At 44.1% G+C, this 15,749-nt stretch carries 16 protein-coding genes and 2 pseudogenes; all 18 read left to right on the forward strand.

The features are described from left to right. Positions 1–320 (forward strand): annotated as a pseudogene (locus DQG23_RS39780) (hypothetical protein); the annotation flags it as partial. Positions 321–423: 103 nt separating this feature from the next. Further along, positions 424–897, forward strand: a complete 474-nt coding sequence (locus DQG23_RS39785; RefSeq protein ID WP_113036616.1) for a hypothetical protein — start codon at positions 424–426, stop codon at positions 895–897. Positions 898–1,198: 301 nt separating this feature from the next. After that, entirely contained in the window at positions 1,199–2,386 is a 1,188-nt protein-coding gene (locus DQG23_RS39790; protein WP_113036617.1) for a patatin-like phospholipase family protein, read from the forward strand. Positions 2,387–2,792: 406 nt separating this feature from the next. Further along, positions 2,793–3,338, forward strand: coding sequence for a hypothetical protein (locus DQG23_RS43325; RefSeq protein WP_238178246.1), 546 nt, complete (start codon positions 2,793–2,795; stop codon positions 3,336–3,338). A gap of 75 nt (positions 3,339–3,413) precedes the next feature. Further along, positions 3,414–5,033: a polysaccharide deacetylase family protein gene (locus DQG23_RS39800; RefSeq protein ID WP_113036618.1), complete on the forward strand. Its 1,620-nt coding sequence runs from the start codon at positions 3,414–3,416 to the stop codon at positions 5,031–5,033. A gap of 532 nt (positions 5,034–5,565) precedes the next feature. Continuing rightward, positions 5,566–6,198, forward strand: a pseudogene (locus tag DQG23_RS39805) (IS256 family transposase); the annotation flags it as partial. Positions 6,199–6,406: 208 nt separating this feature from the next. Further along, positions 6,407–6,760: a beta/alpha barrel domain-containing protein gene (locus DQG23_RS39810; protein WP_113036620.1), complete on the forward strand. Its 354-nt coding sequence runs from the start codon at positions 6,407–6,409 to the stop codon at positions 6,758–6,760. A 263-nt stretch (positions 6,761–7,023) separates the two neighbouring features. Next, on the forward strand, positions 7,024–7,911 hold the full coding sequence (locus tag DQG23_RS39815; protein ID WP_113036621.1) for an AraC family transcriptional regulator: 888 nt from the start codon (positions 7,024–7,026) through the stop codon (positions 7,909–7,911). 210 nt (positions 7,912–8,121) lie between these two features. Further along, positions 8,122–9,114, forward strand: a complete 993-nt coding sequence (locus tag DQG23_RS39820) for a serine hydrolase domain-containing protein (RefSeq protein ID WP_113036622.1) — start codon at positions 8,122–8,124, stop codon at positions 9,112–9,114. A 132-nt stretch (positions 9,115–9,246) separates the two neighbouring features. Next, the gene (locus DQG23_RS39825) at positions 9,247–10,263 is read left to right on the forward strand and encodes a P-loop NTPase family protein (protein WP_113036623.1); all 1,017 of its coding nucleotides are present in this window, start codon (positions 9,247–9,249) and stop codon (positions 10,261–10,263) included. A gap of 104 nt (positions 10,264–10,367) precedes the next feature. Beyond that, positions 10,368–10,757, forward strand: a complete 390-nt coding sequence (locus DQG23_RS39830) for a hypothetical protein (protein WP_113036624.1) — start codon at positions 10,368–10,370, stop codon at positions 10,755–10,757. Positions 10,758–10,932: 175 nt separating this feature from the next. After that, positions 10,933–11,817, forward strand: coding sequence for an AraC family transcriptional regulator (locus DQG23_RS39835; protein WP_113036625.1), 885 nt, complete (start codon positions 10,933–10,935; stop codon positions 11,815–11,817). 147 nt (positions 11,818–11,964) lie between these two features. Next, positions 11,965–12,369, forward strand: coding sequence for a VOC family protein (locus DQG23_RS39840; RefSeq protein ID WP_146762478.1), 405 nt, complete (start codon positions 11,965–11,967; stop codon positions 12,367–12,369). A gap of 19 nt (positions 12,370–12,388) precedes the next feature. After that, a complete protein-coding gene (locus DQG23_RS39845; RefSeq protein ID WP_158560947.1) occupies positions 12,389–12,844 on the forward strand; it encodes a VOC family protein in 456 nt (151 codons plus the stop codon). Between the two features lie 40 nt (positions 12,845–12,884). Further along, on the forward strand, positions 12,885–13,454 hold the full coding sequence (locus DQG23_RS39850) for a GNAT family N-acetyltransferase (RefSeq protein WP_113036628.1): 570 nt from the start codon (positions 12,885–12,887) through the stop codon (positions 13,452–13,454). Positions 13,455–13,596: 142 nt separating this feature from the next. After that, positions 13,597–14,250 carry a hypothetical protein gene (locus DQG23_RS39855; protein WP_113036629.1) on the forward strand — a complete coding sequence of 218 codons (654 nt, stop codon included), beginning with the start codon at positions 13,597–13,599 and terminating at the stop codon, positions 14,248–14,250. A gap of 65 nt (positions 14,251–14,315) precedes the next feature. After that, positions 14,316–14,780 carry a sigma-70 family RNA polymerase sigma factor gene (locus tag DQG23_RS39860; protein WP_113036630.1) on the forward strand — a complete coding sequence of 155 codons (465 nt, stop codon included), beginning with the start codon at positions 14,316–14,318 and terminating at the stop codon, positions 14,778–14,780. Beyond that, on the forward strand, positions 14,774–14,992 hold the full coding sequence (locus DQG23_RS39865; protein WP_113036631.1) for a VOC family protein: 219 nt from the start codon (positions 14,774–14,776) through the stop codon (positions 14,990–14,992). Before DQG23_RS39860 ends, DQG23_RS39865 begins: the two co-directional genes overlap by 7 nt. Positions 14,993–15,749: the final 757 nt, after the last annotated feature.

Raw genomic sequence — 15,749 nt, forward strand, 5'->3', positions numbered from 1 at the left:
AAAAAAAGGTACCCACAGTCTGGACACTTTTTCAAAGTGTCCAGACTGTGGGTACCAGTGTAGTAACACCTGTACCTTTTAATTCTAAAGAGTATGACGATATCGCTAGACAGAAGTATAAATGGCTGTACGATATCAATCCAGAATCACAAATCTTCAGATGGATATGCAGAAATCAAATTATGGTTCAAAGAATCAAAAATACAATTAAAGAACATAAAGGTAAAAGAATTTTATGCTTTGCGGGGGCAGACCATAATTATTGTTATTATGATGGATTAGTAGGACTGGATTTAGAAATCAAATATCCATTAATATAATGGCTGCCTTTGTTCACCTAATGGGCAGGATGCTTCCAATATGTGCTAATATTAAGTCAGCAAGCTGAGAGGCGATACGATTAATAATCATGGGGGCTGACTGGTGGATATTGGACTTTTATCTCGCTGGGAGCAAGAGCATAATGCTTTAAAAAGAACAATCGAGGGATTCTGGAATGCTTTTCGCAGCTGGAAAGTTCAGGACAAGGATACCTATCATGAATTGTTTCTAGGCAAATTGGATGAGGACTTTATTATTATTGATGTGCTATCAATTAGCTTAAAACAATATTATGATCGTCAAGGTGCCGCCGTCTTCTGCTCCCTTCGATTACGTTATCTGCATACGATGATCGGAACGTATGATATGGAATTCTTGTTAGATGGTACAGCAGCAGATGACTACTTATCATTTGAGGATAAAAATGCCCTTCACCGAAAATTAGCTGCTGACAAGCATGCTTTGCGTTTTGCTCGAAAGGCTTTAGTTGAAGGAATCGAAGAGGATACAATTATAAAGATTACAGGGCTAGAACTAGAGTATATTTCTATATTGAAGAGGAAGCTATTCAACTAACAGGACACGATAGCACCATGACATGGGCTGCCGGCACAATCGGCAGCCTGTTCTGATAACGGGCTTAACGCGAACAAAAATAAGCAAGCCAGCCTCACCGCCGTCCGTCTGATCGCTAGCTACAAGCCATGAACTATAGTTGGCGGACGATTCATGGTTTGTTGACGTAAACAGCAGATCACCGAATTTGTCGGTTCATTTCTGGCACCGCCAGCAACAAGCGGAGGGAATTGAGGCTGCTAAAGCCATCGAAACGGTGAAAAGCCATTGCTTATTTGAGAAAAGAGAGGAGCCGCGAGCAATGACAGCAATACATACGGCTACGCTAGGGCTGGCGCTGGAAGGCGGCGGCGCCAAAGGCGCGTATCATATGGGCGTCGTAAAGGCTTACTTGGAATCGGGGCATACGTTCGGCGCCGTTGCCGGGACATCGATCGGCGCACTGAACGGAGCATTTATCGCCCAAGGCGATTTTGAAGCCGGGTACCGTATGTGGGAGAGCATCGACGCCTTGTCTATTTTCGACATTGACGAAGCGGAATATCGTCAACTGCTTCAATGGAATCTAGATAAAAGCACATTGTGGAAGATGGCGGCCAAAACGAAAAAGTTCATCGTCAACCGCGGCATGGATACGAGCAAAATCCGCAAATTAATTGCCACTGTAGTCAATGAACGCCTCTTGCGAGATTCGGCAACCGATTTCGGCCTTGTGACCGTATCGCTCACGGACCGCTTGCCTCTTGAATTGTTCAAAGAGGACATTCCTCAAGGCCAACTGCTCGACTACCTAATTGCCAGTGCGTCATTCCCGGGATTCCAGCCGGCCGAAATCGATGACAAGCTTTTTATTGATGGCGGCCTGTACGACAATTGCCCGATCAATATGGTGGCGCGCAAAGGCTACAAGCACATCGTGGCTGTCAGGACGCTGGGACTGGGCATTACGCGGCAAATCAAATATTCCGGCGTCACTGTGACGGAAATTGTCCCTTCCGAAAATTTGGGAGGAATAATGAACTTCAACCGTTTGCTCATTCGCCGCAACTTGCAAATGGGGTACTATGACGCCCAGAGGCATATTCACGGGCTGCTGGGGCTAAAATACTATTTTTACAGCGAAAGTTTGAATGAACAAAAATGCTTGCACCTCATAAACGCCATCCCCGACAAGACGATCTATTCGCTGGGACGCATGCTCGGGATCGGCGGTTTGCCGCCGCGGGAGCTGCGGAGCGCGCAAATTGTGGAAAAGCTGACGAAGCGAATGAGGCTTCCGGACAAAGTCTCGATGCAGACATTTTTGATTCGGTTGGCGGAAACGCTGGCGGAGGCGAAAGGCATGAACAAGTATACCGTGTATACATTCGACGATTTTATTCGCGCCGTGCGGGTCGGTCCTCTGAAAAATACTGCGGGATTCGGCGTCAGACAAGTGGAAATTTGTATGGCGGCACAAGCGATCTTCGACGCCGTCGGACGGGGGTAGTTTGCGAGTTTAAGTTTTATTCAAATTTTACCTAGTGTTTAAGACTACTCGTATGTATAATTATTCCATCAAAATCGAATTGGGGCAATTCGTGATGACAATAGAAAGAGATATTCATGACATTGTAAATTCACTTCGAGAAAGCGGCATAATTGATTACAATACAAAGATTCATAATAAGATGAATGGATCCACGGACGGATAGGTGCATATTCTTACTGTAAATGAGGTACCGCAATACGTACTCAAAATTGATGGTGAACTAAGTATTTCTTTGGTTTCTCAATTATATCAAGCTTATTCTAGGAGCCCTTTACTTTCCAAGTTGATTTATTCTGACCCTGCAAACACTTTCTTGTTGTATTCGTATGTATCGGGTACAACCCACTATAATCGGGGTTCGAAAGTGGATTGGATGGCACTTATAGTTAAAGATCTATTAAATCAATACCAAATCGCCCGCCAAACAGAAGGCTGGGGAAGATTAGGACATCTACGTGGTTCCTGGCATGAATTTAACGAGCGAAGCTTGGAAGGCGCAAGGAGTAACCTTGGAAGTGTACTGCCAATTGAAGATTATCACCAAGTAAAATCCTTAATCGATGGGATTTCTAAAGTTGAAGAAAAATACCTACTGCACGGAGATACTGGTGTCCATAATTTTGTGTTTCGCAATAATGAATTAGTTGGTGTCAATGATCCATCACCTATGGTTGGTCCAGTTATTTATGATTTTACTTACGCATTTTGCTCGTCTCCAGATGATTTAAACCTAGAAACATTGTTTTCCACCTTCGACCTATTAAATGATAATACATTAGAAAGATCCAGGATTATCAAGGAAGTGCTGTTTCAACTATATTGTCGCATCGGTATCTGTGTAAAAGTTCATCTACATGATTTGCATGATTATTTAAAAGCGTGGGATTACTGGAGACTTTTTCTTACATAGTTGCGCTAATGGGTTACGATAACACAATAACCATAGTAACCTTGAGTGAATCTCAGGATAATTGGAGTGTTGATAATGACTACCATACCCAACGAATGTCCAAACCGCGTTAACATTATTAATTTTATTCGTGGAGTAGAACCGAGACTGGATATCGATTTGTTGGAGACGCTACGCGAAGAACTGGCGCTCGTGCGAAAGCACGGGCTGCCGGCAACGTGGCTGATTCAGTACGACGCTTTGATCGACGATGCTTTCGTGGACATGCTGAAGCGAGAGACGGATGCCTCGCAGGAGATCGGCGTATGGTTCGAGGTCGTCCAACCTTTAGTAGAAAAAGCCGGAATTGTCTGGAGAGGAAGATATCCGTGGGACTGGCATGCCCATGTCGGGTTTTCGATCGGATATACGCCCGAGGAAAGAGAGAGACTGGCTGATGTCTTCATGGAAGCATTCCACGCCAGGTTCGGCCGTTATCCGAAGTCAGTGGGATCATGGTTTATCGATGCGCATTTACTAGGTTATTTAGCAGAGCGTTACGGCATTACCGCTTCCTGCAATTGCAAGGATCAATGGGGGACGGACGGCTACACGCTGTGGGGCGGATATTATAATCAGGCATATTACCCTAGCCGGTTCAACGGCTTTATGCCCGCGCAAACCGCGGTCAACCAAATCCCTGTACCGGTATTCCGCATGCTCGGAAGCGACCCGATTTATCAATACGAAGCCGCAGATCACGGACATGGACAAACCGTCGTTACGTTAGAACCCGTCTATACCGGTAATGAGGGAGGAGGGGGCATTCCCTCGTGGGTACGTTGGTTTTTTGACGTCAGCTTCCGTCCCGCCCAACTGTCGTTCGGTTATGCGCAAATCGGCCAGGAAAATTCTTTCGGCTGGGAGCGGATTGGCGCGGGATTGACCGATCAAATCGAACTGCTTGCCAAGAAGCATGCCGAAGGCGCGCTGATTGTCGAAACTCTCGCAGACTCGGGAGCATGGTTCAAAAGCCGGTACTCGCTCACCCCGGCTTCCGCCATTTATGCGCTCGAGGATTGGAAAGATGAAGGCAGGCAATCGGTCTGGTACTACAACCGCAACTATCGGGTTAATCTGCTCAGGGAAAACAACCATTTTCGCATTAGGGACATTCACATATTCGATGAAACGTACGAAGAGCGGTATTTGCGGGATGTATGCGTCACGGAGGATTGCCATTACGACACATTGCCGGTTATGGACGGAGCCCGTTGGAACGATTTCCATAACATTACGGGTATCGAGCCTATAGTATACGATCACCTTGGTATCGCAAGTCCGCTTTCAGTAACCTCATTGGAGGTAAATGACGCTGTTCCTGGAGAGCTCGCAGTAGAGTTGTTTATCGAAGGGGGCAGTAGAATCACGATCAACTGCGCTGAACGAGAGATTTCAGTTCGCACTTCCCTTGAAGACTGGGGACTTCGTATGACTTGGGGAGACATGGATGATCAGCCTGATGTGCAGCTTGGGGCGGATAGTATCCGTTACCGTTATAATGGTCACTTCTACGTCGTTCGAATCGAAGGAGCCTATTCGCTAGCGCTTGACCGAAGACTGACAACTAACGATTCACTGGAACCGGCGAACGTAATCTCGATCCGTCCTCTCAATCGGGAATTAAAGTGGGAATTGACTTCGACCGAAATTTAAACGAAAAGCCCCGGCTCTGCAATCTGAGAGGGATTTTTGCTGCTTCTAAGCGGCCCGAATGGGACACGTTATTAAATTGAAGCCTACGAGACTCTCGAGACATTATGGCGATATCGGATGACAAGAATGGGGCGGCTAACTTATTACTAAAGAAGGAAATTGATGTATACTAGTAATATCCAATTGTATCTGGACGATGGAAACGGTGTCGGACGACAAGAACATAGCCCGATTCAAACCCGCATAACTTGCGGGTTTTTGATTGTGCGACGGGCAGTCGCAACTATAGCTATTAATCGCTATGAGCAGGCCATGAAAGGCAGCGGCTACGTTACCGAGGTAAAGACGAACCGAGAGCCTGGAAGGATGCTTTCTCGCGGGTGGAAGTCCCGCCTCTACAGCGCTGGTGCGAGAAATAGTTTGTGTACCACAATTTGGAGTATTCACTCCATAAGAAAGGTAGGGTATCCTCGGAATCGCCACAATTCCATGAGAGAGGATAGACCCTACCACATGAAAAGTATACCCAAGCGGTATCGAGAGCGCGCACGGGTGGAAAGAGCTGCTCCAAGGGTTGCACCGCCGCGAGGCGACCGAAGTGCTGCTAGGCGTATTCGATGGACTCACCGGACTCGAAGAGGCGTTCCACAGCGTGTACCCGCAAGCGGATGTTCAGCGCTGCGTGGTGCACAAAATCCGCAATACCTTCTCCAAAATTCGGGTCAAGGATAAAACCGAATTTCTGGGTGACCTCAAGCGGGTTTACTCCGCCTCGTGCCGAGAAGAGGCGGATCAACAGTTCGCTCAGTTCGCGGCCAAATGGGAGAAGCTATACCCGAAAGAAGTGGCCTCGTGGCGAAATGATCTACCGGTGCTCTTGAACTTTTACAAATACCCGGAGGACATTCGTCAGAGTATCTATACGACCAATGCCATCGAGCGGACGGTCAAGGAAATCCGCAAGCGTCTGTATCCGATGAACAGTATTCCAAACGTACAGGCGGCCGAGAAAATCGTGTACCTTGTCGTCCATGAGTACAATGAGCGCTGGGCGAACCGTATCAACCGCGGATTTGGCATGGAGAAAGCGAAACAGGAACTGAACAAGATGTATCGGGAACGCTATGAAACCACCAGTCCAAACGAAACGGAAATGGAAATGTAATCCAAAATTTCGGTGGGGGTAGCCCCCCTGAGAACCATTTATCATCCATCGTTCCGATGGATAACCTACCTAAAACCAAATACACAAACTTCTTGACGCTACCACGGGCAGAGCTTAGACTTTTATGAAGAAAAGAGGTTATTGTAGTATTATATGTAATTATGGATTGTGAAATAAATGGATTATTTGAAAATGGGGGATTCAAAATATGGAACGTAAAATTCAACTAATGGATACCTACGTAAATATCGACCTTGGAAACTCACCCTTTTTAAAATTAGATAAAGGGTTGCAAATTCCATACTCTTCAATCAAGGGAATAACAACAGGTAGACCGATACCAAATGCTTTTAAACTATATGGTGCTTTATTAGGAGAAATGAGAAGTGGGTTATTTAGATCAAATGGTGGTTATCAACTGCACTTTTTTGAAAATGAGCTTAAAACTCTTCATTTAGATTTGAATAGCTTTCAAGTTGGTAAGTTCAAAATATCAAAGTTGATCATTGGTGTTGAAAATCCTGAAGAAATTAGTAAAAATATTTCCGAAAGAGTGAAGTGATAATTTGTTGATGAACTGTTCTTTGAACTAACGGGTACGATAGTGGGGAGCTTGCTGAGGGGCAAGCTCCTCTTCATTCATTAAAGTTACGGGAAGTTTAATACTAAGATAGAAGGGATTTCCTAGGGCTTGCTAAGTGGAATCTAGACCTCCAATTATTTGGGGGTCTTTTTAATCGAGGGATATCCCCGAAAAAGTGACAATTATTATCAAGACAAACTCAATTGGTTAAATTACTCTTATGTTAAAGGGGGATTTTATAATTGGGATATTATAGAGTCATTCGAAAAAGTGTTGAATATATTGAGCAAAATCTGTGCGATAAACTATCCTTGGAAAACCTAGCCACTTATCACGCTTACTCTCCATATCACTTTTATAGAATATTTCTACACTTAACAGGAATTTCCGTAATGGAGTACATTCGAAAAAGAAGATTGTCCGAGGCTGCGGATTTATTATTGCAAACGGACATAAAGATTGCCGACCTTGCGATTCAGTTTCAGTATCAGTCACATGAAGCTTTTACGAGAGCTTTTAAACAATTCTCTGGGCAGAATCCTGGTGATTATAGAAAAAATGGAATCAATATAAAAAAATTCGAACGAATGGGGGAACACGAATTGACTGCTCTTGAGTTTAAAGGAGAAATAGATTATCTGGAGATACGAATTGTCAAGAAAGACTCATTCAAAGTAATTGGGTATGAGATTGACACGGCTCTAAGCCAAAAAACGATTCCACAATTTTGGAATGAGTATTTAGAGAATAATTATCCTTGTACCATTCCAAATTGGTCATCAAAAGATTGGGTTGATTTAGGGATTTGTCATAGCTGGAAGGAAGATGGTAGCTTTAAATATCTTCTCGGAATGGAAGTGACTAGCTTTGAAAATGCCCCCGCTAATAGTGTTTGCCGAGAGTTTCCCTCATTAATTTATACCGTTTTCACAACCCCCATAGTTCCTAGAGACGTCTTTGTTTCCTCTATCGGTAAGTCTTGGGAATATATCTTTAAAGAATGGTTTCCAAGATCGGGATATGAAATAGCGGAGGGTCCTCAGTTTGAGCTTTATGATGAACGTTGTCAGGCTCATATCGACAGTCAAATTGATATTTATATTCCTATTCGTAAGATAATTGTCGGTTAAGATGCTAAATACGCAATTGAGGAAGTGAAATTGTGGGGAAAAACTGAGGCGACAAATATACTTAAGGAATGTGGTTTGAGCTCTGGGGTGACGGCACTCTCGACCTAGGTTGTGGAGATTTGCATTATACTGTTCCTGCTTCTCGATATTGAATAATCAACCGGAAAGTTCTAAGTGAAGCAAAGTTGTACACGAAAGAGGAGGGTTACTATGAATATGACACTGTCGGAAACTGAACTAGCCGAATTTGATTCTTTTATTGAAGAGCTTGTAGACGAGGATAAATTTTCAGGCTCTGTTTTAGTGGCACAACACGGAGAAGTACTTTACAAGAAGGCATTCGGTATGGCGAATAAGGGATTTGAAATTCCAAATACAACCGAAACCAAGTTCAATCTCGGATCCGTCAATAAGATGTTTACTGCTGTATCCATCATGAAGCTAGCTGAGGATGGGTTGTTAAATGTACATGATGTAATAGGGAAATACTTGCCTAACTTACCGGAACAATTAGCGAACAATGTTACGATTCATCACTTGTTAACCCACACATCGGGAACAGGACTTTACTGGAATGATAAATTCAAGGCTAAGTTTACAGAGCTCAAAACCGTTGATGATTATATTCCGCTCTTTGTCGAGGATCCCTTGTTATTTGAGCCTGGAACGAATTGGGCATACAGCAACTCAGGATATATTCTCCTAGGATCTATCATCGAGGCTGTCTCGGGTACGGACTACTTTACATTCGCAAATGAAACCGTCTACAAGCCGGCGAATATGCATAATACCGACTGCTACGATTTGGAATATGACGTTCCCAATCTGGCAATTGGCTATACGCGCCTAGGTACCGAGGAAGGAGGACCTTGGCGTAATAACATTTTTCTCCATGTCGTAAAGGGCGGTCCTGCGGGTGGAGGCTACTCAACAGTGGAAGACTTGTTACGGTTTGACATCGCTCTTAGAACAAACAGAATGCTCAGTCCGGAATGGACTACCCTTGCTACAACAGACAAGTTTCTTTCGTACGGGAATAAGGAGATGCAAATGAAGTACGGTTATGGATTTATGGATGTGAGCATCCATGGAGAGCGGGTTATCGGTCATAACGGAGGGTTTCCCGGTGTTAGTGCTCTATTAAACATGTATATGACAAGTGGTTATACATTGGTGATTTTATCAAATTACGACCTTGACTGAGGAATTGTTGGAGTCCATCAGAAATTCGATCAGTTGTTCTTTGGCAAAGGAAACGTATAAGAATAGGCTAACAGACAACCTGTTCAGCTAACATGCGGCTTGAAACTGTTGCACATTAAGGAGGGTGTACCGGTGCAAAATACCAAATTGATTATGATTGAGGGTATTCCGGGTTCGGGGAAATCTACGACTGCTCAGCGCATATCACACATCCTTCAGCGAAAGGGCGGCAACCTTAAATGGTGGTACGAGGAAGAGCAAGGACACCCCGTGTACATCTACGATGACTATACATCCATGCAGACAATCGTTGATGAATTATCCAGCGGAAATTACCGAAAAGTTATAGATATGGCTCTTAAAAGATGGCAAGAGTTTGTCGAGTTTGTACAGTCGTCTTCAGATATTGTTATTGTGGATAGTTGTCTTTTTGGGTATTTGACCTGGAGTCTGTTTCCATTCGAAGTGCCGAAGCAGGAGATAGAACAATATGTCAAAGATGTGGAACGAATGATTCAGCCATTGAATCCACACATCATTTACTTTTACCAAACCGACATTGGAGCAGCACTCAAAAAAATCTGTACCCGCAGAGGGGGAGATACCGAGAAAAATTTTATTCGTTCAGCCACTCAATCTCCCTACGGTAAATCCCGAGGATTGAACGGTTTTGAGGGGATGGTAGCATACTGGAGAGACTACCGTGATATTACCGATGGAGCGTTTCAGGGCTTGGCTTTTCCTAAAATCGCCATAGATAACTCCGAAGGAAATTGGCCTCAGTATAATGCTAAGATATCGGAGTTTTTAGGCATTGACCGATTCGATGAAGCTCTGACGGTTCAACAAAATCTTCTGCATTTAATCGGATCCTATCGAGCGGAGAAAGACGGTAGTCCGGACTGTATGATTCAATTCGAATCCGGTAATCTGATCGCAGATGGACTTCCGCAAGTGTGGGCCAAATCAACGCTTATTCCCAAGTCATCAAATGTTTTTGACGTTCAGTCATTGCCGTTTCAAGTGAGATTCGTTGAAGATGATAGCATACGGATGTACGTAACTGGACCTACATTATTAGACGGTCCTGTTGATTATAAGTACATCAAGAAACGTGAGCTCGAAGAGGTTGTCGCGTTGCAGAACTAAGCTCGACAATTGGACAGTCATGGAGGTGATTTTTTACGGCTATATGGGATTATCGATTTATTCTCTTTCCTATTGGAAATGTTGCGAAATTAACTGAAGATGGAATGGAATTTGTTGGGCCTTATAGTTTTGAGTTTAACCAAGCTGTGGAAGTTCTCGAAAACTCCGATTATGTAAAAAATACCCCAACTTTAAAAGCGTGGAATCCATTTAGTGATACATGTTATTTTCTATACGATGACGGGAAATACAGAGTGGAAATTGAACTAAATTCAGGTACTAAAGCTGATAAGGCTGAAGAGGTATCTGTCAGAACCAATATTTTTAAAGAAGAAGGTAACATAACTAAAGCTTTGCATCTATGCAGGATACTTTGTGGATCCTTGAGTTTAAATTGTTGGAATATGAAACTTCGTAGACTAATTGACTTGAATGATATGCAAGATTTAACGGATACAATAAGTCACTTTAATAGGCTGAAAAATAAAAAGTAATTTCCCAATGAACGGGAACAAGAGCGTAACATCCAGGGTGACGGGGCTGCCAAGGGGATAATCGGCAGTCCTTTACTTATTCTAAGTCTGTCCCACCAGGCAACTTAGTTGTGCACGAAAAGTTGTGATACGATGCTGCAGGTGCTCTATACTTTGGTTGAGAGGAGGGAATCAGATGGATTGGCTTACGAGGATGAATCGGGCAATGGATTACATCGAAATGAATTTAACTGGCGAGATTGAACTGGCTGAAGTGGCTCATAGAGCATGCTGTTCATCGCATCAGTTCCAGAGAATGTTTTCATTCATTACGAATGTGACCCTTGCCGAATATATCCGACGAAGACGACTAACCCTTGCCGCGCTTGAATTGCAAAATAGCGATGTGAAAGTTATTGATATAGCGCTTAAATACGGCTACGAATCCCCGGTTTCTTTTGCGAGAGCTTTTCAAGTGCTTCACGGCGTTACTCCGGCAATGGCCCGTCAAGTCGGGACTCCGCTCAAAGCTTATCCGCGGCTTTCCTTCCTTATTACGATTAAAGGAGCGGAAGCCATGAATTACCGCATCGAAATAAAGGGAGATTTCCAGGTGTTTGGCATCGAAAGAGTGTTTAACTCAAACGGAGACGGTGAAACACCGGCGCAATTTTGGCAGCAAAGCCACGCCAATGGCGAAGTTGAGAGGCTAGCTGTCCATGCGGGCGACTTGCCTTCTTTTGTAAGCCAGGATTTCTATAAAGTTCATGCAATTTGCAGTTATAGAAAAACCGAAGTTGATACATTTCCGTATATGTTGTGTGCACTTAAGAGCGAATCCAGTAAAACAGACGGATATTGTACCGTAACGATACCCGCGCAAACTTGGGCAATTTTCCCCTCAGAACCATTCACTTGGGATAAATTCGATGATACCATCGAGACGTTATACCGGCGATTTTACTCAGAATGGCTGCCAACGGCGGGATATGAGCAGGTCGAAGGAATGGAATTTGAATTTTACGGCGGCAGAGCCGGACTCAGTTACGTAGAATTATGGTTTGCTGTAAGAAAAATATGAAGTTGAATCATCAACCAGAACGAGGCTGCCGATACGAATCGGCGGCTTCTTTGCGCCAAACATTTAGGGATATTTCAACCAATAAAGGTTTTTATATACTAAACTAGAATATAATCAGTTATTCGCATCGCTTTGTGTGAGAGGAGAATGATGGTGGAGCAAAAGAGAGCGGCACTGACCGGGATAGATGGCGTATACATTCCTGTTTCCAACCGAAAACAGTCAGAACAGTGGTACATAGAACACTTTGGTTTGGAAAATGGCGGGGATTACTTACTTGCAGGCAGGCAAGAAGTTTTCATACGTGAGCGGGTGGATGAGCGGGTTTTAACTTTTCGTACAAACCAATGGCTGGATAAGGGGGGAAGCTATGAAATGCCGGTTGTATGCTTTCGATCTTCCGATATTGACGGACTCTATGAGCATGCCCGCTCTAATGATATTCCTGTCGGAGAAATGATTATTCATAGCTGGTTCAAAGAGTTCGATTTCTATGACCCGGATGGCAATAAGCTCAAAGTATGGCAGCCTAATGGGCAACTTTGCGGTTAGTCGGTATAGGGGGAGTAAGATGATTAAAGCATTGTATGAAACACATTTACAAGTCTCGAATCTTGATGAAGCAATAAAATTTTATGAAATGCTTGGACTACCATTATTAAGCAGAAGCGGGAATCGTATTGCTTTTATGATGATCGGTCCTAAAGGTAAACATCAGGAGTTAGGTCTATGGCAAATGAAAGAAGGTGAACAAATTTCCAGGCGGCATTTTGCATTTGAAGTTGAATTAGAAGATTTACTAACGGCTAAAGAATGGTTAAACAAGAAGGGAATCCAAACCATTGAAGCTTTTGGCCGAAGTGATGCCGAACCAATTGTCCATCCTTCAGGTCCCCTTGCATCTGTCTATTTCAATGACCCTGATGGAAATGAACTCGAGTTTGCATCGAGAATCTCTGGAAATCCAATGAAGCTAGACTTTATGCCGACGTTAAATGAGTGGAAGGCATTACATGCAGACAGTTAGTTGAGTTATTAGTAACTGGTAAAAAGGTGGAGGAGGAAACATGACGCATAAATTTGAAACACAACGATTGTTTCTTCGATTCTTCGAGTTGTCTGACGCAAAAGTGGTCCAAGAACTAGCCGGCAATGAAGAAGTTGCACGCACAACCCTTTCCATACCTTATCCTTATCCAGACGGGGCAGCTGAAAAATGGATCGAAACTGTTCGGCAATCCTCTGAAAAGGGGGATAGTTACGCATTCGCAATAATAAAAAAGGATGACGGGGCGTTGATCGGCAATATGAGTATGGGAGTATCCAGCAAACATAAACGTGCCGAGCTTGCTTATTGGATCGGAAAACCGTTTTGGGGGCAGGGATATGCAACGGAAGCAGCCCGTCGGATTGTTCAATTTGGGTTTGAGGATTTAGAACTAAATCGTATTTTTGCAGCAGCAATGACTAAAAATCCGGGTTCGTATAAGGTAATGACGAAAATCGGTATGAAAGAGGAAGGAACTTTCCCTCAGCATGTTTTAAAGTGGGGCGTATATGAGGATTTGGTGTTTTATGGAATGATGCAATCGGAGTATCTAAAAAATTCGGCTTTGGAGTTTAAGGACAATTTTTGATTACTTGCAGATGATAAAGGAAAATGGACGAAAAGAGTTGTGCAATATTTATAGTCCTTGTTATTCTAACATTTGCTACTCTCTTAACAAGGGATGCTAGCTCGACGATGCTAAAATTGATTTTTAAAAAAGGGTAGGTAAAATGAAAAAACGATGGTTGGCTGTCGGACTGAGCTGCGGAATCGTTTTGGCGGCGGTCGCCGGTATCAGCGTGTTTCAACCGAAAGAAATCAAGGCGGACAGGGTCTACGGATCCGGAAAAAACTTGAATGCATACAACCTTTCTATTAGTCCGGCAGGCGAAAACATGATCCCCAGCACACTGGAACAATACAATCGGGTAAGCGATGATTCCGCAGTTAATATTTCGTATACGGTCGTCTACGAGCAGAACAAATGGTTCAAGAACGATCAGCGCACTATGAAGCTGCTTCGATTCGAACGACCGTTCCCTGACGATCAAAATGAGAAAGTGCAAAGTTTTTATTACAGACTGGTGGATGAATCCGTTGACGTGCTGAATGAAAAAGCCGCTGTTTTTACCCGATTGTATGAAAGACGCGAAGCCTACAACAATTTATTTGATCTGATTCCGCAATCGATAGTTGTTCCCGGACAAAAAGATACAAAAGAAGCAAGGCAGTGGATCCAGCAGCATAATCCGCAGTTTTTAAATTTGAAGGACCATACCGTAATCGACACCGCCGTGCTCGACGCTTGGAAGCAGGATGGTTATCGCCAAAGCTACAGCGACGCATCGCCAGAGGGACTTTCGCTGAAGGATATCATCGAGTAGGCCATGATTAAAAAGAAATTTTGCTAAGAGACGACTGTAATCGCTCCTTCGATCCGTCTATATAGGTGAGACGCTTCGGAAACGCGAATTTCACGGAAGAAACGATTTTGCGGCGCGAGCGGCATCAGGCGGTTTGGAAGGCGCTTGGCGAACTCGACGAAAAGTACCGGATGGTTATGACGCTGTATTACATAGGCGGCTATAACGCGGGGGAAATCGGCAGGCTGCACGGCATAAGTCTCAGCTCGGTGGAAAGTCGTCTTCGCAGGGCCAAAACCATGTTAAAAAAGGAGCTGTTTGAATTGGCTGAGCAAACAATGGCGGATCAAGCATTGGGTACGGCGTTTGTAACCAAAGTAATGAAAAGGATTACAGGTCTGGCCTGTATTAATCTGCCTGTCCGAAACGTGGATGTTTCCGCGAGATGGTACGTCGAAAATCTGGGTGTCATTTTGCTGCGGAGCCGACTCGGTTTGAACAGGGGACAAATGCGATCATTCAACTGGGGGAAAACGGTCCAAGCGTGCTGATGCATGAGGAGAAAGAGCTGACCCCGCTGCATTTTACCCGAAACGGGAAGCCGGCGCCGATCTTTGAGCTGCGTACCGATGATGCGGAAGCTTTTTATATGGAGCTGCTGGAAAAGGGAGTAATCGTAACCAACCGCTATGACAACTTGCCTTGCGGCAAATATTTTCACGTTCATGATCCCGACGGCAATGTGATTACGATTGTGGAGTAGTGTGGAGGTCGGAAGGGCTGCCAAGCGGCAGTCCTTCGCCGGTTCTTTTAAGCTGGGGCTGTTCATAAGCTAACGGGCTAACGGTATGACAGCTTCGTGTATTAGTACAAAGTTGGAATTGGAGGACAGGAAACGGCATTTATTAGTCTAGGATCAATTCCATAAAACATCCAAAACGCCCCGTTCCATCGATACCCGGAAACTTCGCCGTATTCCACGCGAGTCGGGTAAAACCAGAAGTTTTCTCCATTCCATAACCATACGTAAGTGTAATTATATAAGCAGTCAACTATATAAGAAACTTCAGGTTTCTCCGGGATGAAAGAAGGGGGAGGAGACTGTGGCGCAAAAGCCATCTTACTTCACTCCTTATTAAGGGGATCGGTTTTTGAGATCGAATTGTTTAGTACGGGAACTTTTCTTTCCTGTGCATCATACGTAGGTAAATAACCAAGTGACTGTACGGATGCCTAAAAAAGCGATGTTTCATTTGCTGCACGGATGATCCGGCATCGGCGAGCTGGACTCGCATAACCCAATTTTCCTCGAGAAAAAGGACTTTAACTTCTACTTTATAGTGGAAGTTGAGGTCCTTTCGTTTGGAAATTGGGACGTTCCCATGTTATGCGAACGCTTTGGGACGGTCCCTTGATTTAGGGGGAAGCTTCTTTTGCAGGATGGGAGGGTGAAAGAAATTCATCCTCCTCAGTTCGCTTCTCCGCGTTTACAATGGCTTACATATGTGAATGAACCATGG

The sequence above is a fragment of the Paenibacillus contaminans genome (assembly GCF_003285015.1).
In the GTDB taxonomy this organism is placed as follows: Bacteria; Bacillota; Bacilli; order Paenibacillales; family NBRC-103111; genus Paenibacillus_V; species Paenibacillus_V contaminans.